The sequence below is a fragment of the Pseudomonas sp. PB3P13 genome, from assembly GCF_054897735.1.
Genome location: NZ_CM142702.1, coordinates 2,959,061 through 2,982,959 on the forward strand (window position 1 = coordinate 2,959,061; position 23,899 = coordinate 2,982,959).

Sequence of the window (23,899 nt, forward strand, 5' to 3'; positions counted from 1 at the left end):
TTAGAAAAAGCCTTGTGCAATGGAAATGGTGTCGCCGGGGGCAATGACAGTGCTGCGCGTTACAGCGTCGGTCAGGGTCGGACCGCCGTCGCCACGCACGATGGTGACGCGCTTGATCGAGGCGCGTTCGGTCAGCCCGCCGCCCAGGGCGATGGCTTTTTCCAGGGTCAGCCCGGGCACGAACGGATAGCTGCCGGGTTTCTGCACCTCGCCGTTGATGTAGAACGAGCGGTATTCGACCTGGCTGAGGCTGACCTTGGGGTCGACCAGATAACCTTGCTTGAGACCATCGACGATGATTTTTTCCACTTGGCCCGGGGTCATGCCCAAGGCGTTGATTTCCCCCAGGAACGGGTAGGAAAAGGTTCCGGCATCGCTGAGCCGGATCTTTTTCATACTCAGCTCCGGCTCGCCGAAGACGATAATGCGCAATACGTCACCGGCCGCCAGTTTGTATTGAGTGCCGGGTTCCGCTGCCTGAGCGTTGGGCAGCAGCCAGAGCGCGAGCACAAGCATGAAAATGCGCGAGTTCATGGGGGAAACCTCTAGAGGCTTACGTTGAAACTGATCTGGAAGACGTTGCGCTTGAAGCTTTCATCGTCGGCATCGGAATCGTTGTCGCGGTGCCGATAACCCAACTCGATGTCCAGCCAGCGGCGCATCTCGTACGCCACCGCCAGGTTGTAATCCTGAAGGTCGTCGGTGCGGTCCTGACCTTCGTATTCGTAGCTGCCCCTGCCGGCTTCGGCAATGGTGGTAATGCGTTCGGTCCAGCCGTGACGCCAGCCGATCTGGGTAAACGTCGACTTTACGGCGTCGGAGCCGTCGTCGCCCTCGGCCATCGCCTGCCTGGCCAGGAAGGTGAACCTGGAATAGGTGCGGGGTTTCCAGTCCAGGTTGACCTGCCAGGTCGGGTTACTGAGGTCGCCGGAGTCATTCTCATCGAACTCCTTGCGCTCATAGCCGACGCGCACCTTGCCGGTGGTACGGGCAGTGACATCCCACTCGGCGCCCCCCAGGAGGGCATTGGATTTACTGCTGCGCGGGCTGTCGGGCTCGACGTAATCGAAAATCTTGTGGTCGTACTGGAGCAAACTGCGGGTGTTGCTGCCGAGGCGGTGGTACCACGTGGTGGACAGCGCGGTGGTGTCACGTTCCTTGTCGTCGTTGATACCGTCGGCATTGTCGTAGCGCAGGCGATCGAAGCTGGCACCCAGGTCGATCTGATTCAGAGCGCTTTTGGCGCCGTAGGTGTACACGCCGCTGACACGCTGACTGCTGATCTCATCGTTGATGCCGTTGATCGCTGTCGAGGTGGTGCGTTCGTACTCGCGCGCTTCGGCTTCCAGTTTCAGGCGATGGCGGTCCGTGAACTCCATGACGCTGTCTGCTCGCAAACGTTGCGCCGTGTTCGAGGCATCGGAGTCCTCGTGATAGATGTAGCGCGTCGGCTGCCAGATCAGGCGCGTGCCGCTATTGCGGTCTTCAGCCTTTAGCTCGAACGTGGGGGCGATTTTGGTCACCATCGTCGACTCGGCGTCGTGCTCCAGCTCGCGGAAGTTATCGTCGTAACTTTCGGAAAATAACAAAGTGGGTGTGAAGTCGAACCCGTAGACATCGATCGATTGCGGTTCGAGGCTCCAGGCAACGCCAGGATAAAAGGAGACCATGACCAGCATGAGAGGGCAGTTGGACTTCAAACCCATATGTTTGCTCCCGATGAACAGCTTGGCTTTCAGTTATTGGTCATTTGTTTATAGCTGCCATTGGCTGTCGTTCAAGGTGACTCAAGGGCACACATACGTGTTGCTCTCTGTTCAGAAACTGCAATAACAGCATCACGCGCTCGGCACCGAGCATGGACAGGAAGACGCCTTCCAGTGGCGACAGCGGGCCGCGGATGATTTGCAGGGTGTCGCCGGGTTCAAGGGTGGGCTCGGAATGCGGCTCCAGGGAATTGACACACCGGGTGCGCAGATGCTCGATGACATGATCGGGCACCGTGGCGGGTCCATGGTTGAATTCGACAATGCGGCTGATACCCCGCGTGGAACGGATGGGGCCCCAGTTATCTTCGCGGCTCAACTGAATGAACAAGTAGCCTGGAAACAGCAGTTCCAGCGTTCGCTGAGGCTTGCCCCGTTGCAAGCGTTCACCGACCAGTTGGGGGCAAAACGTGATGTAGTTCTGTTGAAGCAGGTTGATCTGAGCTCGCTCATCTTGCCGTGGCTTGCATTGCAACAGGTACCATTTGGAAGGGTGGGCGATATCTTCTTGCATGGGGGAGCTCCATACATAGCGTAGATAGTTCAGCAGGCGACAGGCCTGGCAACGCCATCGCGCTTGCCATCATGCAGCTAGTAGGCAGGTGGCCCATGGAGGCCGGAATCGTCAGAAATAAAGCGTCAATTGATAGTGTGGGGAACTTGCATGTATCAATAGTGGAACACTTACGAGTACTTCAGAAAGTTGTTCACAACGCGCAGACGCTCTAGCTCTATCAAAAGGCGAGTGTTGAAATTACCTAATGCGATATGCAAATTCATATTCGGCATCAAACTGCTTTCGACTTTCATCAAGGCAAAGCTACCGCACGGTCAATACTTGCGACCCTGATTAATTAGCTGAGTGCCTGAACCGACTAACCCGGCACCGCCTAAGTTTAATTGCACACTTAAGGGTAATCCTCCGAGCCGATATAGTTATCGTCCAGTCTTGCCGAGCTGTCAAACGCTACAAGTCAAAAACAATGCCTTTGATCGAATAGCAAAATTGATGATTTGTAAGTCACTGATGGGTAAGGATGATTACACTTTGTCGGAGAAATCAAACCTTTTTCTAGTTTGGTAGTCTTTGCAACTGCTATCACAAAATGAAGTCATTTTGATGTCAGTTAGTTGCTGGCGCTAGTGTTGGGCCGGGCGGCAGAGCAACTTCGCGGGTGCCGCTCCCCAACTTCGGGCACTTTGCACCGAATCGAGGAGCGAATCCAGTTTGTTGTTGCAAGGGTTTTCGGGGCTATGCCTGCGTCAGATCCAGGTGCGGGTTGGCGTTGAAATGCAACACAAAAGGCGCCGGGTCCTTCACAGGAACCCAGCGCCCGACACTCGGGGGTAAGCCGTTATTACGCCTGGCGCGCAACCATTGCCGAATAGCTGTTCATGAGGTTGCGGTAGTTCGGAATACGCTGGGACAGCAGGTTGCCCAGACCTTCAATATCGTTGCGCCAGTCACCCTGCAATTCACAGGCAACCGAGAACCAGTTCAACATTTGCGCGCCGGCCTGGGTCATGCGGTTCCACGCAGCCTGTTGCACGGTGGTGTTGAAGGTGCCGGAGGAATCGGTAACCACAAACACTTCAAAACCCTCGGCCAGCGCCGACAGTGTCGGAAAGGTCACACACACGTCAGTTACGACGCCGGCAATGATCAGCTGTTTGCGACCGGTCGCTTTGATCGCCTTGACGAAGTCTTCATTGTCCCAGGCGTTAATCTGACCAGGGCGAGCAATGTAAGGCGCGTCCGGAAACATTTCTTTCAACTCTGGAACCAGTGGGCCATTGGGGCCTTGTTCAAAACTGGTGGTGAGGATAGTCGGCAGCTCGAAAAATTTGGCGACGTCGGCCAGGGCCAGTACGTTGTTCTTGAACTCGTTGGGCGAGAAGTCCTGCACCAGGGAGATCAAACCGGTCTGATGGTCGATCATCAGAACGACAGCGTCGTCTTTGTTCAGGCGGTTGTAAGTAGATGTGCTCATGGTGAGATCCTTTATCGAGTGGGTTGGGCGTCGTTCAACATGGGCTCAGATTAAGGAAAGACGAGAAGGGGATAAAGGCGCTGAAAACGGTTTGACTGTCCACTCAGGCAGGACAGTCATGCGGTTATCCCAAAGGAAGCACAACGACGAATGTGGTGCCCGATTTGATTTGCGAAGTGACTTCGATACGGCCGCCATGAGCGCCAACAATTTGATCGGCAATAAACAGGCCCAGGCCCAGGCTGGAATAGGGTCCATGTTCGATCGATGCTTGCGGTGAGTAGCGTCCCATCGGATTGAAAATAAACGGCAGTACATCTTCCGGGATAGTGCTGCCGCTGTTGTGAACGCTGAACAGCACGGTGTCGGCGGTGAGTTCCAGCTTGACGCTAACAGGTTTACGCCCATCGCCGTGCTGGACCGCGTTATTGATCAAGTTGGAAAACACCTGCTCAAGACGGTCGCCGTCGAATTGTCCCGTCGCCCGCTTGACCGATTTCAACTGAATATTGATCTCCGGGTACACCGTCCTGGACTCATCGACAATCCGCTCGCAGATCGGGCTGAGATCAATCTCCTGCTTCTTGACCGGGATGCCCGGGCCAACCTGGGAACGGGTGAAATCAAGCAGGTCGCCAACGATCTGGCTGGCACGCTTCACACTGGAGTAAATGCGCGAGGCGATTTTGGTGGGCCGCGGCCCCAGATCGTCCGAGCGTAACAAAACGTCTGCGCCCAACAGTATCGCGCTCAGTGGCGTGCGCAGGTCATGCCCGAGGATGCCAAGGAAGATATTGCGCGAGGCCTGCACTGCTTCGGTGTAACTGTTGATGGACTCAGCCAGGGCCTGATCGATGGCTTCATTGAAGCGGATCATGTCTTCGACCTCCAGTGGCGTTCCGGCCTGTGCCCGTGTCATCCAGTGACTGATCACGCTCGCGCGCAATGCGCGAAACTCCGACACCAACTGATCGATGGTGAATCCCGACATCAACCGGGTAATGGCGTGAGTCTTGGCCGCGGTTTCATCCTCTGATGCGCCATGGCCCTGGGATTTTTCTACCTGCTCTTGCGCGGTCTGGTCCGTCTGCAGATCCGCCGCAATGGTGCGCAGCATCAATTCGGCATGATCGCGCAGCGCCGCGGTGTCAAGCGGTTTGCCAGGGGTGTGCATGGTTCGCGCGAAATTTTCCCATTCCTGAACAATGGCTTCGATATTTTCGAGGATGAATCCGGATAAACGCATAGCAGTCGAAACCTGGTCGTTGAACCTTGCATCGGGCGGGTTCGGTGACTCAGTAGAGCATTAATCGCGCTCAAGGGGTAAATTCACCCCTGTTAGAAATGTACTTTCGAATAACCCGAATTACCCATCTTGATCCGAGGTTCTTCGCGCTATGGAGTTCGTGCAACGGGCGGTTAAAGGGGCGCCTACCCGGCTTTGCAGGACTTTCATGCGTTGGCGCCGCCATCGATGGTCAAACCAGTGCCGTTGATCGAGCGAGCTTCTTCTCCAGCCACAAATGCGACCAGCGCTGCAATATCCTCTGCCCGGCCGTATGTCTTGATTGCCATGCGATTCAGCTGGGCCTCGGAACCCGGGCCACCGGCGGGGTTCATGTCCGTGTCAGTAGAGCCGGGGTGTACAACATTGACAGTGATGCCTCGCGGTCCAAGGTCTCGTGCCAGGCCTTTGGTCCAGCCGATCAGTGCCGCTTTGCTCATCGAATACAAGCTCAATCCCTCGCCAGGCACTTGTTCGGCGAGGTTGCTGCCAATGGAAATGATTCTGCCGCCAGCTGGCAGGTAAGCCAGCGCTGCCTGGGAGGCCAGCAGCACCGCTCTTATGTTGACTGCCAAGGTGTCGTCGATGTCTTGCACAGTCATGGCTTCAACCGGGCCAGCCCGGAAGATGCCGGCGTTGTTGACCAGGATATCGAGCCCATCCAGTTCAGCGGCTGCGCGATCAACCGCCTGGCGGACCGAATCCGGCGATGCGGCGTCCATCTGGATCGCCACCGCGCAGCGGCCAGCATTGCGAAGCTCTTCGACGATGGCCTGGGCGGCAGCGGCGGATTGCTCGTAAGCAATCGCAACGTCGGCGCCTTCAGCTGCGAGCCTGCGAGCAATGGCCGCGCCGATGCCGCGACTCCCGCCTGTGACAAACGCGCGCTTTCCGATAAGTGACGACATGGTGAAACCTCTATTTATGTAATGATCGACACACAACATAATTCTTACTGAAAAACGCGTCAACGATTAATATGTCGATCGACACACAATTGGAGTTTACAAATGGTTGTTCGTGGACGGCCCCGGAATTTCGATACAGAAAAAAGTCTTGCCAAGGCAATGGAAGTTTTCTGGGAGAAGGGTTACGAAGGAGCTTCGATGGCGGAATTGACTGCGGCAATGGGCATCGGCTCGCCAAGCCTGTATGCGGCTTTCGGTTCCAAGGAAGAACTGTTCAGGGCGGCCATGGAGCTTTATACCGCGACCGATGGCGCTGCGGTTTGGCGTGAAACGCTTGCCGCGCCCTCGGCCTATGGCGCTGTAGAAGCGTTCCTGATGACTTCAGCCCTTCAATTCAGCACGCTTGATAAACCAAGCGGGTGCTTCATCACCCTTGCAGCCTTGCACTCGACGCCTGCCAGCGCCGCTGTCAGAGCCGAGCTATCCGCCAGAAGAGTCCACAACGTCCAGATTCTGGCCGATAAGCTGGCTGAAGGCGTTCAGAGTGGTGAGCTCGACGAAGGAATTAACGTAGAGGCGGTTGCGCGTTTTTTCGTCACGGTTCAACAGGGTATGTCGATTCAGGCGCGCGATGGCGCCAGCGGTCAAAAGCTCGAAGAGATCGCTCACAGCGCGCTGGCCGCGTGGTCGGCCCTGACGGGCGCTGATGGCGTAATAGGGAAGCGCGACACGGATGTCATGCGACTGGGCTCATGAGACGAGGCGTGCGGAGAAAGCCATGCGCAAAATACCTCCCCTGAACTCTGTGCGAGCGTTTGAGGCTGTCGCTCGTCACCAGAGTTTTTCCATGGCTGCCAATGAGCTCTCGGTCACGGTCGCAGCGGTCAGTCATCAGGTGCGGCAACTGGAAGACGGGTTGGGCCAAAAGCTCCTGGAACGGGGGCGGACGGTCACCCTCACGTCCGCCGGCAAAGCCATCTACCCGCTGTTGCGAGACAGCTTTGATCAGATAGCCCAGGCATTTGCCCTGATTGGCACGCCAACCGAGGGGGATGCCATCGAGGTGTCCACCACACGTGCGTTCGCAGAACGGTGGCTCATGCCGCGCCTGGCGCAATTCAATGCGATCCACCCGGATATCGTGGTGTCCATTCACGCTTCGGAGAAACTCGTGGACCTGCGCGCCGGGAAAATCGATCTGGCCATCCGCTATGGCCCGTTCGATGCCGACGCCCGTGGAGCGGTATTGTTCGAGGATCGCTACGTTGCGGTGGCGGACAAAAGCATTTGTCCCGCCGACCGTCCTGCAACGATCAACGACTTTCATGATCGCTCGTTACTGGCGTTCAAGTGGAAAAATCAGGCGCTCGACGTGCCGTCATGGTCAACCTGGCTGAGCCGGGGCGGGCACGATACATCGCGGGATTGGCGCACCTCCTGGTACAGCGAGGAAACCCTCGCGCTGCATGCGGTCGAGCGTGGGCTGGGGCCGTTGTTGTGCAGCAATGTACTGATCGGCGATGGGCTGCGTTCCGGCAGAATGCATCGGGTGGAAGGCCCGACCTTGCCCGGATTCACTTATTACCTGATAGAAGACCACCAGCGTGCTCCGCGCCGCAGCCTGTCGGTGTTCAAAGACTGGCTTCTGAGCCAGGCCAGCGCCTTCAAGGAAAACGCCGCGACTGATTTGACTCAACACCGATCGACGATCACTTCATAAGGTCGGCGGCACCTGACCTTCAGGCTGGCGAAAGCCGGCGTTGTTGTTCTGCGAGCATCTGCCGGATCAGCACGGGAATGGCATCGAATGCATCGGCGATGGACGCTTCATGGCGTGCGTCTGCGAATTCCTGATAGTCGATGGCGATGACGTGGGTTTCGTTAACGCCCAGGTAGTGAGCGCAGGTCTGAATATGCGTGTCGAGGTGGTTCATGGTTTCGCGAACACCCCCCGGGCCAAATCCGAACTCACCCCGGGCGGACAAAACGATCAGCTTCTTGCCACTCATGGTCGGCTCCAGCGGATAGTCGCCCCGGTCGAGATCAAAGGTAAAAGTCTTGCCGATACGAATCACTTTGTCGAACCAGGATTTGAGGGTTGCCGGCATTCCGTAGTTGTACATCGGCGTGCCGATCACGATGACGTCAGCGCGATCCAGTTCATCGATCAGCTCATCCGAGAGCCGCAGCTCCTCGCGTTTTTCAGGGGTCATTTGCGCTTCGGGGGTGAAGACTGCAGCAATCCATTCCTCGGTCAGGTACGGAGGAGGGGCGTGCCCGACGTCACGGACGATGACTTGCGTGTTGTCATCGTGCGCTATCCAGGATTCGACAAATGCCTGGGACAATTTACGGCTCAGGGAGCGATCAGATCGTGCGCTGGCATCAATATGAAGAAGAGTGGTCATGTGGCGGTTCCTTTAAACCGGAGGCGTTATTACCTCGGCGGCTTAAACAAGTTGGCCATGGCGAACGAGCGTTCGGCTATTGATCATTATTTGAGTGGCCTCAAATAAATCTCAACTCGATGGAATCCTCCGTAGCCGGTCAAGAAAAAATCAGGATAATCCCATGGAATCAAGATTTCCTGGCGCGCTGAAGAAAGTTGCGCGGCGACAGCACAAAATCAAGGATTTGCGCCATGAAGCGCTGGATTACATTGAGCAGGTCACACAGTCCCGCATCTGAGAGCAAGCGCCGGAAAAACAACCGGGCGAGGTCAGCGATGAGTAAGTGGAATCAGCCATCACTGTGTGAACAATGAGTCGTCCGCTGTTCGTTTCTCTGGATGGGCCCAAGGGTACCGGCAAAACCACCTTGTTGGAGGCCGTCACGAAAGCATTGAGGGCCGATAACAAAAAGGTGATTCGGCTTTCCGAGCAGAAAAGCGATCCCTTCAGGGCTGAAACAATGGCGCTCGTTAACCTTTTCGTCAGAAATCCCTCCCGTGATCTGGAGCTCGCGGTTTGTGAGCGCTTTGCTGATAGCCGTGCCTGGATTTCCCGGCATGTGCTGACTCAACAGCCACCAGACAGCATCATCCTGATCGATCGCTGGTACCCATCCGATGCCGCGTTTCGTCGGTTAATCCCCTTTGCAGAGATTCTTCAATTAAACATCGATCGAAACGTGCGAGTCCCAGACCTGCATGTCGGGGTTGTCACCGCCCCTGATATTTCATGGGCGAGGGCAGCGGCACGACGGCGTGGGCTGGGCAGTACCGTGATCCATAAGCTGGAAGATCAGGCCGCTTGTACCATGGCGTTCGAGCGAGCGATTGCAGATTACGGCTGGGTGTTATGCCGTAATGAAGGAACGATCGAAGACGCAACGATGCAGGTGGTATCCGAAATCTGCAGAGTCGGCATAAGCTAAAGAATAGCCCGCGGTTGAGCGCGCGGACTTTAAAGATCGCAAGGAGCATTTCCGAGGATGGGCTGATGGATATTCTACGTGCCCTTCAAGTTTTCTTCAGGCCAAAGGGGCAGGGGAAGAGGCCAGGTCAATCACTTCGCTGGATTCGCAAAGTTCGAGCTGCTCCAGTCGCAGACGAAGATAGCGGGCGACCTTGAGTGATTGACTGTTGGACCGGTTGGACCCCGACAGCAGCACGATGTGGCGATTCATTGAGGCACCTTCTGTTGCCCTTCGTACTTGGGCGCTGTACGGCGCGATCGCACGATGGGCCAGAAGAGTTCTTCTTTCCAGCTGATGGGCTTTAGATGTTCGATACCGTAGGCCGGCAGACGCTGACGGGTAATCCTGGCCGTGCCGAACAGTACATCCCAGAAAAACAACAGGTTGCCAAAGTTGCCTTTGTAAATGGGTGACACCATCATCAGCCGTCAAACCATGATGTTCACCGTCCAGCCCTGCAACGTGGCGGAATGCATGGGTGGGCGGGTCATGTCAAGCGCTGCTTCCCCCGCGGATAATTCGGAATCAGTCAGCGTGTTTGGCACTAACCCGAGGTTGAGCTGTCAGTAGCTGGCGCCAGTAGCGACGAGGACCTCTCTGATAGCGAAATGTCCGGCTACGCTTAGCGTTTTCTCCAATGCCTTTGGGCAAAACGCTCGCGACGGATCGCGGCTTGGATCGACTATTTCTTTTGCGGGCGACATTCTATGGGTTTGCTTCTTGATCCGCGTCACGACATCGATGCCGCTTTATTGAGCTATCGCCGGGTGTTCTGGTCCCTGGCGCTGTTCAGCGGTGTCATAAACCTGCTGGTGCTGGTGCCGTCGCTCTACATGATGCAGGTGTACGACCGGGTCCTCACCAGTCGCAACGAAACCACCCTGATGATGCTCACCCTGATCGCACTGGGACTGTTCATGTTCAGTGCCTTGATCGAATGGGTGCGCGGCGAGGTGATGATTCGCATGAGCGCGGGGCTGGACGAGGCGCTGGGCGAGCGGGTTTTTGACGCCGCGTTCGCCCGCAGTCTGCGTGAGCACAACGCCAACCCGGCGCAGGTGCTTACCGATCTGGCGACACTGCGGCAGTTGATCACCGGCCAGGGCCTGATCGCCTTGTTCGATGCGCCGTGGTTGCCGATCTTCCTGGTGGTGGCGTTCATCTTTCACCCCTGGTTCGGCGTGCTGACGCTGGTGCTCGCGCTGGTGCTGATCGGCTTGGCGCTGTGGGGCGAATTGGTGACTCGCGCGCAACTGGGCGAGGCCAATCGCCTGGGCGTGCAGTCATCGATCTATGTGAACAGCACCTTGCAAAATGCCGAGGTGATTCAGGCCCTGGGCATGCTAGGGCCGTTGCGCCAGCGCTGGAGCCTGCTGCAGCAACGCATCATCGCCGCCCAGGCGCATGCCAGCGATCGCAGCGCACGTATCACCTCGGCCACCCGTTTCGTGCGTATTTCGGGGCAGTCGCTGGCCTTGGGCCTGGGGGCGTTGCTGGTGCTGGAGGGGCAAATATCGGCAGGCATGATGATTGCGATGTCGCTGTTGCTGGGGCGCGCGTTGGCGCCGGTAGAAATCGCCATTGGCTCGTGGAAGCAGTTCAACGGTGGCCGCCAAAGTTATCAGCGCCTGAGTCAATTGCTGGTTCAGCACCCGCGCGAGCGCCTGCGCATGCCGTTGCCGGCGCCCACCGGCGCGTTACGTCTGGAGCAACTGTATGCCGGCCCGCCGGGCACTTCGCAACCGATCCTGCGCGGAATCAATTTGAGCCTGGCCCAGGGCGAGGTGCTCGCCGTCGTCGGCCCCAGTGCAGGCGGCAAGTCAACGCTGGCCAGGACGTTGGTCGGGGTCTGGCCAGCCATGGGCGGTTCGGTGCGCCTGGACGACGCCGAGATCAGTCAATGGTCCCACGACGCTCTGGGACCGCACCTTGGCTACTTGCCGCAGGACATCGAACTGTTCGACGGCACGGTGGCCGACAACATTGCCCGCTTCGGCGAGCAGGACGCCGACAAGATCATCGCTGCCGGGCGGCATGCCGGCATTCACGAAATGATCCTCAGGTTTCCCAAGGGTTACGATACGCCGCTGGGCCCTGGTGGATTGGGCCTCTCCGGTGGACAAAAACAACGCCTCGGCCTGGCGCGTGCGCTCTACGGGCGCCCGTCGCTGATCGTGCTCGACGAACCCAACTCCAACCTCGATGAAGCGGGGGAGCTGGCACTGGTGGAGGCGATCACTGCGCTCAAGGCAGCTGGCAGCACTGTCGTACTGATCACCCATCGACCCAATGTGCTGGCGGTGGCCGATCACATCCTGGTGCTCAAGGACGGTACTCAACAAGCATTCGGTCCACGGGACCGGGTGCTCAAGGCATTGATGCCAGGGCCAAGAGCGGCCGTGGTCAGGGAGGCTGCAAAGGATGCGTGACTTGACCCCCGCGGCACCCGCCCGCAGCGACTCGCTGCTGACCCTGCGCGACACCACAGCGCTGCCCCGCGCCAGCTCCGATGCCGGGGCAGCGGCGCGCTATGGCATGGGTTTCCTGATCCTGACGCTGGGCGCTTTCCTGCTCTGGGCGTGCCTGGCGCCCCTGGACCAGGGTGTGGTCGGCAGTGGCACCGTGGTGGTGGCGGGCGAGCGCAAAGCAGTGCAGTCGCTCGTTGGCGGGGTCGTGGAAAAACTGCTGGCCAGCGATGGTGACCGCGTCACCCAGGGTCAGTTGATGGTGCAACTCAATACGGTGCAGGCGCAGTCGCAATTGGACGTGACCCTGGGCAAGTTGCTCAACGATCGCGCCGTCGAGGCGCGATTGATTGCCGAGCGCCTGGGTGCAGCCGAGATTCAATGGCCAGCGGAACTGGCGGAACGCGCTACCGAGCCGCGGGTCAAGGCGGCCATGGCGTTGCAGAGCCAGTTGTTTCTGACCCGCCGCGCAGAATTGGGCAGTCGCTTGCAGATCATCGAACACGAGGCCGCGGCGCTGCAGCAGCAATTGCAGGGCTACGAAGGCGTCAAACGTAACTACGACGCGCAGATGCGCTTCCAGCAGCAGGAGCTGGAAGGTCTGCGCGATCTTGCCCGCGAAGGCTACGTCCCGCGCAACAAACTCTTCGAGTCCGAGCGCAACGCCGCCCAATTGGCCGGGCAGATTGCTTCCGGGATCGGCGATGTCGGGCGCACGCGCCAGGCGATCAATGAAAGCCGGCTCAAGGCGTTGCAGGCACAGCAGGAATTTCGCCGCGATGCCGAAACCCAGCTCAGCGAGGTCTCCGCCGAGGCCGCGGGTTTCGCCGATCAGATTCATGCCTTGCAATTCGAAGTCGATAACGCGGCAATCCGTGCGCCGGTGTCCGGGCAGGTCATGGACGTGAGCATTCATACGGTGGGCGGCGTGGTGCAGGCCGGTCAAACGCTGATGCAGGTGGTGCCGCTGGATGCGCCGATGGCCATCACTGCGCGCTTCGAGCCATTGATGGCGAACAAATTGCGCCCCGGGTTGCCGGTGCACGTGCATTTCACGGCGTTGCAACGGGTGGATACGCCGACCGTCACCGGCACGGTGACCACGGTGTCGGCGGACCAGTTGATCGATGAGCAGACGAAGCAACCGTACTTTTCCGCCAAGGTCGAAATCCCCGCCGACACCGTCGTCTCGCTGCAGGCTGCCGGGCTGCTGGTGCGCCCCGGCATGCTCGCCGATGTCACAGTCGTGACGGGGGAGCGGACCTTGATGAATTACCTGATGAAACCGTTGCGTGAGCGCTTGCTTGCAGCGTTCAAAGAGGAATGAGCATGACCGCCCGTTGTCGCTATCGCTCCGGCATGTTGCTGGGTTTATGTACCAGTTGGGCTGCAATCAGTCCCGTTTGGGCCGCCGAAAACGGCGTGAGCCTGACCGCTGCTTACGACGCCTCGCGCCTCAATGATCCGACCGTGCAATCGGCTGCCCATGCCTTTGATGCGTCGACCCATGAGGAGGCCATCGGCCGTGGGGGGCTCTATCCGCAAGTGTCGCTGAGCTCGCGCTACGGTTACGGCGGGCGCATCGATGGCGGCGACGACACCAGCTACGTCAACAGCAACGATTACCAGGCGAACAACGTTACCCTCGCGGCACAACAGCCGCTCTATGACAAGGGTCGCTGGGCCGCGTATCAAGAGGGCAAGGCACGCGGCCGGTTGGGCACACAGATGTTCGATGTCGCGACACAGGCCCTGTACGACCGGGTTGCCAAGGGCTATTTCGACGTCGCCCGGGCCGAAAACGAGATCAAGTTGATCGCCCAGCAAAAGGCGGCCATCAGCGGGTTGGTGATCCAGAGCAAAAAGCTTTATCAGGGCGGGCAGGGGGCAATTACCGATGTTGACGAGGCGCAGGCGCGGCTCGATCTCGTCGAGGCCCAGGAGGCGGAGGCCCAGGCCCGCCGCGTGGCTGCGTTGCGGGCGTTGTCCGGCCGCGCCAGCGTGCCCATCGAAGACATTCAGCCGATGCGCGAGGAGCTCGCCGCCGGTAGCCCGATCCCGCCGGAGCGCGACTTGCCTTATTGGACCGCGATTGCCCGCGAAGCCAGCCCCGAGCTGGCCGCCCGACTGGCGACGGTGAAGGTTGCCGAAGCCCAGGCCGACAGCCAGCGCGCCGGGCATTATCCGACCTTGTCGCTGACCACTCAGGTGAGCCGTCGGGAAACCCGTCAATACCAGGAACTTGATCCGCGCCAGGATTCTTATTACGTCGGGGTTCAGCTGGATATTCCGCTGTACCGCGGCGGGGCAGTCCGCGCCTCGGTGGCCAAGGCGGAAGCGCAACTGGCCGGCGCCCAGTCCGACTATGACGTGCAGCGCCAGCAATTGGCCGAAGACATCGAGGCCGATTACCTGGGCGTTGTGGCCGGATTTACCAAAAGCAAGGCGATGCAGCGAGCGGTGGAATCCAACCAGCGGGCGCTGATCTCCACCGAGAAAGGTTTTCAGGGTGGCGTGCGCTCCACCGTGGATATTCTTGATGCACAGCAGCGCGTGTTTCAGGCGCGCCGAGACCTGCTCAACACCAAACTCGACATGTTGCAAAGCTACGTCAGCCTGCACACCCACACCGGCCAGATGAACCGCGCGGTGCTGGAACAGGTGCAAAACCTGTTCTGAAGCAGCCCGAATCCGGTGTGGGAGCGAGCCTGCTCGCGATGCGGAGTGTCATTCAGCATTAGTACTGAATGTGGCGCCCTCATCGCGAGCAAGCTCGCTCCCACATTTGGATTGTGTTAAACGCTGGATTTTGCATCCGCCCACAGTACCGTTGCGGGAGCGAGCCTGCCTCGCTCCCGCCTCAGGTCAGGCAGTAAAATCGCTGGCGTGCAGCTCCTTCACGCCGACCAGTTGGATTTCGAAGTCCGGCGTGGCGTCGGCGTTGACGCTGCCATAGAGGATGCCGTCGGCGAAGCGCAGTTGGCCGGTGGCGTTGGTGGCGTCGAAAGCGTTGCTGCCGATGAAGGTGAAAGCGTCGATGTCGGCGGTCAGCGGGTTGGCGTCGAGACCGGAGAAATCCAGGTGATCACTCTCGAGGGTCTTGAACCCGTTGATCACATCGCGCAAGGCTCCCACGTTCATGTCCGATAGCGCAGCGAATGCGTAGGTGTCCGCGCCCGTGCCACCGGTAAGGGTGTCGGTGCCGGCACCGCCAATCAGTCGATCATCTCCCGACCCGCCTACCAGTGTGTCGTTGCCCGCCCCCCCGTTGAGGATATTCCCGGCGCTGTTGCCGGACAGACTGTCGTCATAGGCGCTGCCCGTCAGGTTCTCGATAAACTTCAAGGTGTCGAGCCCAGATCCCACGGTGTTTTGTTGCGCCGATGTCGAGAGGTTAACCGTCACCCCCGCCAATGCCCGATCGAAGGACACTGTGTCATTGCCCTCGCGGCCGTCCAGGACGTTGTTGCCAGCACCGGCGAACAGCGTGTTGTCGAGCGCGTTGCCGGTGCCATTGGCAGCGCCAGCGCTATCGACATACAGGTTCTCGACATTGCTGGCGAGCGTGTACGCCGCGAGGCTGCTGTGCACGCTATCGATTCCACCGGGTACCGCGTTGCTGTTGGTTTCGATCACGGCATCGTCGGCGTTGTCCACATAGTAAGTGTCGTTGCCATCGCCACCGCTCATGCTGTCAGCGCCTGCTGCACCATCGAGCACGTTATTGGCGGCATTGCCGGTGATGAAATTGCGCCGCTCATTACCGGTACCGTCGATTTCCGACACACCGCTGAGCACCAGGTTTTCCAGGTTTGCGCCCAGGGTCCAGCTGACCGAGGCTTGCACCGTATCGATCTGCGAGGCCGAATCGTTGGATTCCACTACGCTGTCGAACGCGTTATCGACCACGTAGACGTCGTTGCCATCGCCACCGGTCATGGTGTCGGCGCCCATGTCGCCAGAAAGCGTGTCGTTGCCCGAGCTGCCGACCAGCGTATCTGCCTGGTCCGTCCCGGAAATTTTCCCGCCCTGGTTCTGAGCGTTGTCGAAAATGTCCTGCACGCTGTTGTTGTCGTTGGGGTTGCCCTGGAAGCCCAGGTCCCCGGCGATGTAATCAGCGAGGCGCTGGCCGACGATCTCCGCCGACTCCTCGTGCAAGTGCCAGACGTCATCGGGATACATCACTGGATCGACTTCGTGGCGCAGGGGCAGGTCGGTGTAGTCCACGGCCAGCTTGACGTCGGCACGCTCGGCGGCGAGGGCTTCCTGTGCAGCGCGAACATAGCCGACGCCCTCGACGATGGCGGCGATCTTGTCCTCCGCATAGCCACGGGCGCGCGCTGCGTCCTCTTGGTAGTGGCCGGTTTCCATCATGTACACAGTGAAGTTGCCGAATTGGGCATGCAGATAATCGAACACCTTCAGCGTCGCCGCTTTGTAGGCCGCGGCAGCTGCGGGTTTATCCGTGGCGCGGGCGATCTCCTGGGCGGCTTCTTCGCCCTGGCCCCAGATGATGCCCATGGTGACGTTGTCGATGGATTTCAGTTCGGTGAGTTGGTCCTGCAGCAACGCCACGGCACGCAACAATGCTGGCCCGGGTTGGTTGGTGTCGGTCAGCCACCAGCACAACTTGAGTTCCTCGGCGCTCAGGGTCGACAGACCATTGACGGTGCTTCCACCCACTGCGATGTCAATGCCATTGCCATCGGCATCGGTGAACTGGCTGCGCACGTCATACGTGGTGTAGCGGGCCAGGTCCTTGACCAGCATCGAGGTGCCGGACTGATCGTCGTCCTCGGTCATGCGCAGCAGGCGCGCGTTGGATTGGCCGAGCGTCGGCAAGTAGAGGATGTCTTGCTGGGCACGCGTGCCGAACACGAAATCATCAGCGGTCAAGGTGTTGAGGTAGTTGCCGTTGAGGGCAATTTCGAAGCGGTTGCCTGCAGAGTCGGCCTCGGCGGATTTGATGTAGGTCTTGTCGCCAGCGGCGTTGAGGGTCATGTACAGCGTGCCATTGCTGCCGTTGCCGAGGCCAAGGAAACCCAACGCGGAAACGTCGATTTTGTCCACGCCCGCGGTGAAATCGTAGATCGTGTCCGTGGCCGTGACACCGCCGGTGTCGTAGTCGCGGTAGCTGTCGAGCACATTGGTGTAGCGGAAGGTGTCGGCGCCGTCGCCGCCGTAGAGCGAATCCCGTCCGGCGCCGCCGTCGACGATGTCTGCGCCCGTGCCGGCCTTGATCGTGTCGTTGCCGCCAAGGCCAAGGATCAGGTCCCCGCCTGTCGTGCCGGTAAGGGCATCGGCGTTGCCGGTGCCGGTGATGGTGCTGGCCGGCGCATTGGCGACTGCCAGTGCGAAGCTGTCGCTGACTGACGCGCCTGCCGGATCGGTGGCTTTGAGCAGCACGTTATAGGTGCCGGACGCGGTGCTGGTCGGCGTGCCGCTGAACGTCAGGTTGCTCGCATTGAACGTCAGCCATGCGGGCAGCGGGCTGCCGTCGGCGAGGGTCGCACTGTAGGTCAGCGTATCCTGATTGGCATCGGTGAAACTGTTGTTGGTCACGGTGTAATTGAACAGCGTGCTTTCGGTGGCGCTCTGGTCGAGGAGGGGAATGGCCACAACCGGCGCGACATTGCCCGGGTTGTTCTGGTTGGCGAAGACAAAATGACTCGCCGTCAGCGTGCTCGTCAGGTTGCCGGCCAGCGACACTTCGAAGCGGTTGCCGTTGGCATCGGCGGTCAGGTCCTTGAGGTAGGTGCGATTGCTCGAGGCGCTGTAGGTCACTTGCAGCGTGCCGTTCAGGCCGTTGCCCAGGCCGGTGTAGCCGAGCGCGGAGACATCGATCTTGTCAGCGGCCGCGTCGAAATCGAGGATCTGGTCACTGGCGCTGGTAGAACTGGTGCGGTAGCTGTCGAGCTTGGAGGTGTAGCGGAATACATCGGCACCCGTACCGCCGGTGAGTTTGTCCGCACCCGTGCCGCCGACCAGAATGTCGTTGCCGGCGCCGCCGTTGAGCGTGTCGTTACCCGCACCACCGAACAGTTGCTCGTTGGCAGCGGTGCCGGTCAGCGTGTCGTTGTTCGGCGTGCCATTGATCACAGTGGGGCCCGCGGGCATGTCCTGTACGGCCAGGGTAAAGCTGTCGGTCACGGAGGCATTGCTGCCATCGGATGCCGTCACCTGAATGGAGTAGGTACCGGAGGCCGTGTCGCTGGGCGTGCCGCTGAAGGTGCGCGAGGCGGCGTCGAACGTTAGCCAGGCGGGCAGGGGGCTGCCATCGGCCAGTTTGGCGGTGTAGCTGAGGCTGTCGTTATCCGGATCGGTGAAACTGGTGGCTGGCACCACGTAGCTGAACGCGGTGTTTTCGGTCGCGTTCTGGTCCAGCAGAGCCGTGGCCACTACCGGCGCACGGTTGACCGTCGGGGACGTGGCAAAGACGAAATTGGCGCTGGTCAAGGTGTTGAGGTAATTGCCGTCCAGCGCCACTTCGAAACGGTTGCCATTGGCGTCGGCTTCCAGCGACTTGATGTACGTCTTGGTCCCGGCCGAGTTGAGCACCAGGTACACCGTGTTGTTTTTACCGTCGCCCAGACCGGTAAAACCCAACGCGGAGAGGTCGATTTTGTCGGCCCCGATGTTGAAATCCGTGATCAGATCGCCGAGGTTGGCGCCACCGGTGTTGTAGTTGCGATAGCTGTCCATGCGGCTGGAGAACACAAAGGTGTCCGCGCCAGCGCCGCCGGTTAGGGTGTCCATGCCGGCACCGCCGTCGAGCTTGTCGTCGCCCGCGCCGCCATTAAGGCCGTCGTTGCCCGCGAGGCCCAGCAAGGTGTCCGCCGAATCAGTGCCCGCCAGCGAGTCGTTGCCGCTGGTGCCGGTGACCACCCGATTGAAGATGAAGTTGCTCGCGGTCAGGGTGCTGCTCAGGTTGCCGGCAAGGATCAACTCGAAGCGATTGCCGCTGGCGTCGGCATCGTAGTCCTTGATGTAAGTCCGGTCGTTGCTGGCGCTGTAGCTGATCTGCAAGGTGCCGCCGCGGCCATTGCCCAGACCGGTGAAACCGAGGCCGGCGAGGTCGATCTTGTCCTGGGTGACGTCGAAGTCCGTGATGGTGTCATCGAAGCTGGCCGTGGCGTTGCGGTAACTGTCGGACTGCGAAACGAAGCGGAACGTATCGGCGCCGGTACCGCCGGTGAGTTTATCGATGCCTGCACCACCCACCAGAATATCGCTCCCGGCGCCGCCATTGATCGTGTCGTTGCCAGCCGCGCCATAGAAAATTTCGCTGGCGGCGCTGCCCACCAGGGTGTCGTTGCCAGCAGTGCCTTGCACCGTGGTCATCGGCACCGTGGCGCTGACGTAACTGCCGTCGCCATAGACCAGCGTGGCGCCCTTGCTGGTATTGCTGATGGTGTTGCCAATGATGGCGTTGCGATCCGTGCCGTCTTCGTTGCGTTCTGCGACGCCGTAAGTCGACAGGTTGCTGCCGCTGATGATGTTGCCCTGGATGAGGTTGTCGCTGCCGTTGAAGTACTTGCCGGACACGCCCAACGTATCGTCGTAGGACTGGATGATGATTTCCGGTACGGGGTTGGCCAGGGAATTGTTATTGAGCGTGTTGTCGATCACTTCGACGTGGTTGCTGCCGTAGATACGGATCCCGGCGCTGCCGTTGTCATGGATATCGACGCCGCTGACCGTCACATCACTGGACAACTTGACCAGCACGCCTTCGGCGCCGTTGCCGTACACCTCGCCACCGGTGATGGTGATGTTGCTGGGGGAGGGGATGTCCTCGCTGCCGCGCTGCACGACGATGCCGTTGCCGCCATTGTTGTAGGCCACGTTATTGGTGAGGGTGAAGTCATGAGTGCTGGTGACGACGTTGAAACCGTGGCGGTCATTGTTGTAGGCCACGTTGTTTTCGAAAGTGCTGTTGCTGAGGAAGTCGGCGACGAAGCCGTCCAGGCCATTGCCATGAGACACGCTGTTCTTGATGACCATGTTGACGGTCTGCTCATGGGGGTCGAAGCCGTACCCGGAGCAATCCTTGATCTCGACGCTGTCGAGGGTCACGTTGGAGTCGTAACCTTCCTGGCCGGGAATGTACCCGTTGAACCAACCGTCGATCTTGCCGGTGGTGTTGTCGCGGTTACCGTCGATGGTGAGGTTGCTGACGCCAAAATCGTGGGTTTCTTCGCCATACGCCGAGCGGATCACACCGGTGATCTTGGTGTCGGAACCGTCCGCTACCTTGACGTTGGTTTTACCCATGCCGTCGCCGTACATGTAGACGTTGCTCTTGATCATGAGGCAGCCGTCGGACGGTTCCTCGCCGCCAGAAACAATGTAAGTGCCGGTCGGCATATACACCTCACCGCCGCCTGCCGCGGCCGCCGCATCAATCGCACTTTGGATGGCCGCCGTGTCGTCTGTGATGCCATCACCTTTGGCGCCAAAATTTTGTACGTTAAAAATCATGAACTTATCTCCGTATTAGGCTAGAAACGCGACAGACGCCAATAATCCATCGACGACCACCGTGTTATGACCCACCGCGGAGAAAAAGTTGTGACCGAATATCGTAAAAGTGTCAAAAAAACGTGAAAACCGATAGACGGTTATGTGGTGTTTCAAAAAGGTAACGATCTATTGACGCTTTCGCACTGATTAACCTCGAACCACTTGGGGTGCCCGAGGTGCCAGACGATTGAAGCGGGCGAGCGATTGACCGCCGAGCCTGTGGCGTCAGGTCGTGAGACCGAGATGAAATTCAAGGCCCGCCACGCGGCGGGCCAAGGACTCGGGGCTGTGGCGCGCGCGTCAAGCCGAAAGGTACTCGTCCACGGTTTTAACCGTGCCGTATCCAAACTCAAAGGCTGCCATGATCGCCGCATGCGCTTGAGCGGCCGGCACCTTAACGCCGCGAAAGGTCAAATCCAGAGTGGCGCAGGCGTCATGCAGCACAGTAACCGGATAACCCATGTCTGCTGCCGCACGTACTACTGCGTCGATGCACATGTGGCTCATTGCACCAATGACCACGATCTCCTGGACATCGAAGGCGTCCAGCTGCTGCTTGAGATCAGTTTCTCTGAAGGCATTGATGTGTTTTTTCACAATCACCGGTTCCTGACCTTCAGGGGCGACAGCCGGCTGGATTTGCGCGCCGCCAGATCCCTTGACGAAGATTGGAGCGCCTTCTTGATCGGACTCATGCCGAATGTGAAAAACCGGGATACCCGTATCGCGCGCGTGGCTGATTACCCGAATAGCATTAGCAACAGCCGCTTCGATGCCGGTCAAAGGCAATTTGCCAGTGGGCAGGTATTCGTTTTGCAGGTCAACTACTACAAGACCTCGTTCCATGCACGATCTCCAATCAAGTTATCAACGTGAGTTTGTCGTGAGGGCCGGGCTGTTCGCGGGAAAGTAAGCCAGCACCAGCTACGGCCCACCACGGTTTAAATCAGAATTCCAGTAAGGCGCCGTCTTCCGGAATATCTACGCGAGTCTCAATACCTTTCTTCTTGACGTAGGTGCGCAGCTCTTGACGGGTCAGGGACATATGGTTGACTGCGTCCATGTGCACAGCGACGATTTTTGCGTTTTTCGCAGCCTGTGAAGCACGCAGGACATCCTCTTCACCCATGATGATCGCCCCCTCATACCCCGTCATTTTTGCCTTCCCGGCATTAAGCACGATGACCTCAGGGTGATATTTCTCGATGGCCTGGTCGACCTCTTTACGCCAGATGGTGTCACCGGCGAGGTAGAGGGTCTTGTAGCCTGGCGCTTGAAAAACGACGCCCATTGCTTCGCCCAGAGGCTTGGCGAGAGCGGGTACTGCATACATTTCGTCGGTGCCATGCTGACCACCGGTCTTGGTGATTTTGACGCCACCGAATTCAGCTTCATCAGTCAGTACGCGTACATTCTTGAAACCTTGGGAGCGAATCAGCTGTGCATCTTCTTCATGCTGGGCAAACAGGGGAATGTCTTTGGGCAGCGCCTTTTGTGCGGCATCGTCCCAGTGGTCAAGATGCGTATGCGTGACGATGACTGCGTCAACACCAGAGATCACTTTTTCGGGCGACTCGGTCAGATCGACCAAGGGATTGCGCAGGTTGCTGCGGTAGGTATTTTCAAATCCTGGATAGGTTCCTTTCTTGGCCAACATCGGGTCGATCAGGAAGGTCGTGCCGCCGTAGGTGATTTTCACCGTTGCATTACGAACTTGCTGCAAGTCCACTTGACGGGCTACGTCCGGGGCCTTGGTGACGGTTGAGTCTGCCAATACTGGTGTGGCGGCCGCGGCGCAAGTAATGCTGAGGGCAAGAGGTAGAGTTCTGAAGTTCATGTGGTTGATCCTGTTGATACATCGAGAACCCCATTCTCGCGGAATGCCTGGAAGCCTGACAGTGGCCTGAATGACATATTTCGATATAATCGGGCCAGACGATACGTGGTGTCTGGAAAAGACATGAAGAGCGGAGGGGAACGTTCCCTTCGATCCTTGAAATACATCGCTGTGAAGGGTCGCTCATACACGTGCGCGCTCGATAGCAATAACCCGGCAAATCCGAGGCGCCTCATGCAATCCATACGCGTTGCTGTTCTAGCTTTCAATGGCGTGAGCCTGTTCCATCTCTCCGTGCCGGGAGTGGTGCTGGGGACGGCTCGATCCGCACCTGATGAACCTCAATATGAGGTCAATTACTGCGCAGAGACTCCGGGAATGGTGAGTAGCGACCAAGGCATTGGCTTGGAGGTCACTCATGGTCTGGAACTGATGGAGTCCTCTGACGTAATTGTCATTCCAGCGTGGGGCGATCAGTCGGTCGCTGCATCTGCACAGCTTGTGAAAGCCTTGCAGGGCGCTAATGCCCAAGAAAAGCTCATCGTCGGATTATGTCTGGGAGCATTCGTGCTCGGCGATGCAGGGTTGCTTGATGGCAAAGAAGCAACCACTCACTGGGCAGTGCGAGAGGAGTTTGCGCGACGTTTCCCTGAGGTTCGCTTCAGGCCCGAGGTGCTCTACGTCAGGGACGGCAATATCGTGACCTCCGCAGGAACCGTGGCGGCAATCGATTGTTGCCTTCACTTGGTACGCCAGCGGCTCGGCGCCGACGTGGCGAATCGCACCGCAAAAATGCTGGTGACACCGCCGCACAGGCAGGGCGGTCAGGCTCAATACGTTGAGCATCCTGTGCCGCAGCTATCCAGCGAGACTCATCTGTCTGATGTGCTGGTATGGGCCCGAATGAACCTGGCCAATGATCTGTCGCTCGACGTCCTGGCAGACATGGCAAAAATGAGCAGGCGCACGTTCACTCGACGCTTCAGAGAAGCCACTGGCAGTACCGTCTCTAAATGGTTGAATGCTGAGCGAGTCGCCAGAGCGCAACAACTGCTCGAAACGACTGACCTGCCTATCGAGTGTGTCGCCAGTGAGGCAGGATTTGGAACGCCCTTATCGTTGAGGCAGCAGTTCGGCGCTCAGCTTGGCACCTCGCCTTCTGAGTATCGGCGAATGTTTTTCCGTGAAATGAAGCTTGAAGATAAAGCATAAGGACCGTGTACTGCGGCAGAAAATGCCGGTAGTAATTGGAGGGTAATGCTGCCAATCCTGCATGCCCGCAACAGCCATCTGGCGAACGCCGTCAACGCGTATTCCCTGGCCAACACCCTGCAGTCTCCCATCCTGATCATGGCAAAGCGCGCGGCTTTGTTGCGAGTGCAGGGCAGGGCGGGGATGTCACAGACCTGACGTTGGGGGAGCCGGGCGTCAACGCGCCGCCCGACGACCTTGAGGCTGCGCACCGCGTTCAGCGTCGCCTGACCTACTCACCTTCACACGGTATTGAGTCACTTCGTCACGCGATCCCCGGATCAAAACAGGATGCTCAGTCTATCGCGCCCGCCTTGCTCGAAGCAGGCAAGGCATCTCGCTCGTCAGATCGCGAATGCCGCTCGGTCTTTGGGCGCGCGGGCTCTCCTGCCAACGCAGGAGTACTACTGTTAGCAGGGCAGGCGAGAAGCTGATTCTGACCATTTGCTATCTTCA

Annotated in this window: 19 protein-coding genes and 2 pseudogenes; 8 read left to right on the forward strand and 13 right to left on the reverse strand. The window is 58.9% G+C overall.

All coding sequences use genetic code 11. The annotated features are described in order from the left end of the window. From ACYZT1_RS13665 to ACYZT1_RS13690, 6 genes are all read right to left on the reverse strand, one after another. Entirely contained in the window at window positions 1-534 is a 534-nt protein-coding gene (locus ACYZT1_RS13665; protein ID WP_462015251.1) for a polysaccharide biosynthesis/export family protein, read from the reverse strand. Between the two features lie 11 nt (window positions 535-545). After that, on the reverse strand, window positions 546-1,706 hold the full coding sequence (locus tag ACYZT1_RS13670) for an outer membrane beta-barrel protein (RefSeq protein ID WP_462015252.1): 1,161 nt from the start codon (window positions 1,704-1,706) through the stop codon (window positions 546-548). 40 nt (window positions 1,707-1,746) lie between these two features. Then, a complete protein-coding gene (gene rfaH, locus ACYZT1_RS13675) occupies window positions 1,747-2,280 on the reverse strand; it encodes a transcription/translation regulatory transformer protein RfaH (RefSeq protein ID WP_462015253.1) in 534 nt (177 codons plus the stop codon). 844 nt (window positions 2,281-3,124) lie between these two features. After that, window positions 3,125-3,757 carry an isochorismate family cysteine hydrolase YcaC gene (gene ycaC / locus ACYZT1_RS13680; RefSeq protein ID WP_462015254.1) on the reverse strand — a complete coding sequence of 211 codons (633 nt, stop codon included), beginning with the start codon at window positions 3,755-3,757 and terminating at the stop codon, window positions 3,125-3,127. 124 nt (window positions 3,758-3,881) lie between these two features. After that, entirely contained in the window at window positions 3,882-5,003 is a 1,122-nt protein-coding gene (locus ACYZT1_RS13685; protein ID WP_462015255.1) for an ATP-binding protein, read from the reverse strand. A gap of 206 nt (window positions 5,004-5,209) precedes the next feature. After that, window positions 5,210-5,950 (reverse strand): SDR family NAD(P)-dependent oxidoreductase, encoded by a 741-nt coding sequence (locus ACYZT1_RS13690; protein WP_462015256.1) that lies wholly within the window; start codon window positions 5,948-5,950, stop codon window positions 5,210-5,212. Between the two features lie 102 nt (window positions 5,951-6,052). On the opposite strand from ACYZT1_RS13690, the gene ACYZT1_RS13695 reads away from it, so the two are divergent. Both ACYZT1_RS13695 and ACYZT1_RS13700 read left to right on the forward strand, forming a co-directional pair. After that, window positions 6,053-6,706 carry a TetR/AcrR family transcriptional regulator gene (locus tag ACYZT1_RS13695; RefSeq protein ID WP_462015257.1) on the forward strand — a complete coding sequence of 218 codons (654 nt, stop codon included), beginning with the start codon at window positions 6,053-6,055 and terminating at the stop codon, window positions 6,704-6,706. Between the two features lie 22 nt (window positions 6,707-6,728). Beyond that, window positions 6,729-7,670 (forward strand): LysR substrate-binding domain-containing protein, encoded by a 942-nt coding sequence (locus ACYZT1_RS13700; protein WP_462015258.1) that lies wholly within the window; start codon window positions 6,729-6,731, stop codon window positions 7,668-7,670. A gap of 19 nt (window positions 7,671-7,689) precedes the next feature. Here ACYZT1_RS13700 and ACYZT1_RS13705 read toward each other — a convergent pair whose 3' ends face one another. Beyond that, the gene (locus ACYZT1_RS13705) at window positions 7,690-8,358 is read right to left on the reverse strand and encodes an FMN-dependent NADH-azoreductase (RefSeq protein WP_462015259.1); all 669 of its coding nucleotides are present in this window, start codon (window positions 8,356-8,358) and stop codon (window positions 7,690-7,692) included. A gap of 352 nt (window positions 8,359-8,710) precedes the next feature. Between ACYZT1_RS13705 and ACYZT1_RS13710 the strand changes: the two genes are divergently transcribed. Next, the gene (locus ACYZT1_RS13710; RefSeq protein ID WP_462015260.1) at window positions 8,711-9,325 is read left to right on the forward strand and encodes a dTMP kinase; all 615 of its coding nucleotides are present in this window, start codon (window positions 8,711-8,713) and stop codon (window positions 9,323-9,325) included. 96 nt (window positions 9,326-9,421) lie between these two features. Here ACYZT1_RS13710 and ACYZT1_RS13715 read toward each other — a convergent pair whose 3' ends face one another. Both ACYZT1_RS13715 and ACYZT1_RS13720 read right to left on the reverse strand, forming a co-directional pair. After that, complete coding sequence (locus ACYZT1_RS13715; RefSeq protein WP_462015261.1) at window positions 9,422-9,577, reverse strand: hypothetical protein; 156 nt, start codon at window positions 9,575-9,577, stop codon at window positions 9,422-9,424. Continuing rightward, window positions 9,574-9,808, reverse strand: a pseudogene (locus tag ACYZT1_RS13720) (sterol desaturase family protein); the annotation flags it as partial. The pseudogene ACYZT1_RS13720 and the gene ACYZT1_RS13715, both read right to left, overlap by 4 nt. A 266-nt stretch (window positions 9,809-10,074) precedes the next feature. Between ACYZT1_RS13720 and ACYZT1_RS13725 the strand changes: the two are divergent. The 3 genes from ACYZT1_RS13725 to ACYZT1_RS13735 are packed head-to-tail and all read left to right on the forward strand — an operon-like array spanning window position 10,075 to window position 14,511. After that, window positions 10,075-11,796, forward strand: a complete 1,722-nt coding sequence (locus ACYZT1_RS13725; RefSeq protein WP_462015262.1) for a type I secretion system permease/ATPase — start codon at window positions 10,075-10,077, stop codon at window positions 11,794-11,796. Next, on the forward strand, window positions 11,789-13,159 hold the full coding sequence (locus ACYZT1_RS13730; RefSeq protein ID WP_462015263.1) for an HlyD family type I secretion periplasmic adaptor subunit: 1,371 nt from the start codon (window positions 11,789-11,791) through the stop codon (window positions 13,157-13,159). Before ACYZT1_RS13725 ends, ACYZT1_RS13730 begins: the two co-directional genes overlap by 8 nt. 2 nt (window positions 13,160-13,161) lie before the next feature. Further along, the gene (locus ACYZT1_RS13735) at window positions 13,162-14,511 is read left to right on the forward strand and encodes a TolC family outer membrane protein (protein ID WP_462015264.1); all 1,350 of its coding nucleotides are present in this window, start codon (window positions 13,162-13,164) and stop codon (window positions 14,509-14,511) included. 186 nt (window positions 14,512-14,697) lie between these two features. On the opposite strand, the gene ACYZT1_RS13740 is transcribed toward ACYZT1_RS13735, so the two are convergent. From ACYZT1_RS13740 to ACYZT1_RS13750, 3 genes are all read right to left on the reverse strand, one after another. Then, on the reverse strand, window positions 14,698-20,313 hold the full coding sequence (locus tag ACYZT1_RS13740) for a putative Ig domain-containing protein (protein ID WP_462015265.1): 5,616 nt from the start codon (window positions 20,311-20,313) through the stop codon (window positions 14,698-14,700). Window positions 20,314-20,655: 342 nt separating this feature from the next. Then, window positions 20,656-21,201 carry a cysteine hydrolase family protein gene (locus ACYZT1_RS13745; protein WP_462015266.1) on the reverse strand — a complete coding sequence of 182 codons (546 nt, stop codon included), beginning with the start codon at window positions 21,199-21,201 and terminating at the stop codon, window positions 20,656-20,658. Window positions 21,202-21,301: 100 nt separating this feature from the next. After that, entirely contained in the window at window positions 21,302-22,192 is an 891-nt protein-coding gene (locus tag ACYZT1_RS13750) for an MBL fold metallo-hydrolase (protein WP_462015267.1), read from the reverse strand. Window positions 22,193-22,426: 234 nt separating this feature from the next. Here ACYZT1_RS13750 and ACYZT1_RS13755 point away from each other — a divergent pair, with 234 nt between their 5' ends. Further along, complete coding sequence (locus tag ACYZT1_RS13755) at window positions 22,427-23,404, forward strand: GlxA family transcriptional regulator (RefSeq protein ID WP_462015268.1); 978 nt, start codon at window positions 22,427-22,429, stop codon at window positions 23,402-23,404. A gap of 4 nt (window positions 23,405-23,408) precedes the next feature. Here the strand turns inward: ACYZT1_RS13755 and ACYZT1_RS13760 are convergent. Continuing rightward, window positions 23,409-23,483: pseudogene (locus ACYZT1_RS13760) on the reverse strand (DUF2946 domain-containing protein); the annotation flags it as partial. Between ACYZT1_RS13760 and ACYZT1_RS13765 the strand changes: the two are divergent. Further along, window positions 23,450-23,602 (forward strand): hypothetical protein, encoded by a 153-nt coding sequence (locus ACYZT1_RS13765; protein WP_462015269.1) that lies wholly within the window; start codon window positions 23,450-23,452, stop codon window positions 23,600-23,602. The pseudogene ACYZT1_RS13760 and the gene ACYZT1_RS13765 overlap by 34 nt on opposite strands. Window positions 23,603-23,899 lie beyond the last annotated feature (297 nt).

Coding starts and splice junctions, on each gene's coding strand:
- ACYZT1_RS13665 (WP_462015251.1), bottom strand. CDS start 534: ATGAACTCGCGCATTTTCATGCTTGTGCTCGCGCTCTGGCTGCTGCCC.
- ACYZT1_RS13670 (WP_462015252.1), bottom strand. CDS start 1,706: ATGGGTTTGAAGTCCAACTGCCCTCTCATGCTGGTCATGGTCTCCTTT.
- rfaH (WP_462015253.1), bottom strand. CDS start 2,280: ATGCAAGAAGATATCGCCCACCCTTCCAAATGGTACCTGTTGCAATGC.
- ycaC (WP_462015254.1), bottom strand. CDS start 3,757: ATGAGCACATCTACTTACAACCGCCTGAACAAAGACGACGCTGTCGTT.
- ACYZT1_RS13685 (WP_462015255.1), bottom strand. CDS start 5,003: ATGCGTTTATCCGGATTCATCCTCGAAAATATCGAAGCCATTGTTCAG.
- ACYZT1_RS13690 (WP_462015256.1), bottom strand. CDS start 5,950: ATGTCGTCACTTATCGGAAAGCGCGCGTTTGTCACAGGCGGGAGTCGC.
- ACYZT1_RS13695 (WP_462015257.1), top strand. CDS start 6,053: ATGGTTGTTCGTGGACGGCCCCGGAATTTCGATACAGAAAAAAGTCTT.
- ACYZT1_RS13700 (WP_462015258.1), top strand. CDS start 6,729: ATGCGCAAAATACCTCCCCTGAACTCTGTGCGAGCGTTTGAGGCTGTC.
- ACYZT1_RS13705 (WP_462015259.1), bottom strand. CDS start 8,358: ATGACCACTCTTCTTCATATTGATGCCAGCGCACGATCTGATCGCTCC.
- ACYZT1_RS13710 (WP_462015260.1), top strand. CDS start 8,711: ATGAGTCGTCCGCTGTTCGTTTCTCTGGATGGGCCCAAGGGTACCGGC.
- ACYZT1_RS13715 (WP_462015261.1), bottom strand. CDS start 9,577: ATGAATCGCCACATCGTGCTGCTGTCGGGGTCCAACCGGTCCAACAGT.
- ACYZT1_RS13725 (WP_462015262.1), top strand. CDS start 10,075: ATGGGTTTGCTTCTTGATCCGCGTCACGACATCGATGCCGCTTTATTG.
- ACYZT1_RS13730 (WP_462015263.1), top strand. CDS start 11,789: ATGCGTGACTTGACCCCCGCGGCACCCGCCCGCAGCGACTCGCTGCTG.
- ACYZT1_RS13735 (WP_462015264.1), top strand. CDS start 13,162: ATGACCGCCCGTTGTCGCTATCGCTCCGGCATGTTGCTGGGTTTATGT.
- ACYZT1_RS13740 (WP_462015265.1), bottom strand. CDS start 20,313: ATGATTTTTAACGTACAAAATTTTGGCGCCAAAGGTGATGGCATCACA.
- ACYZT1_RS13745 (WP_462015266.1), bottom strand. CDS start 21,201: ATGGAACGAGGTCTTGTAGTAGTTGACCTGCAAAACGAATACCTGCCC.
- ACYZT1_RS13750 (WP_462015267.1), bottom strand. CDS start 22,192: ATGAACTTCAGAACTCTACCTCTTGCCCTCAGCATTACTTGCGCCGCG.
- ACYZT1_RS13755 (WP_462015268.1), top strand. CDS start 22,427: ATGCAATCCATACGCGTTGCTGTTCTAGCTTTCAATGGCGTGAGCCTG.
- ACYZT1_RS13765 (WP_462015269.1), top strand. CDS start 23,450: ATGCTGCCAATCCTGCATGCCCGCAACAGCCATCTGGCGAACGCCGTC.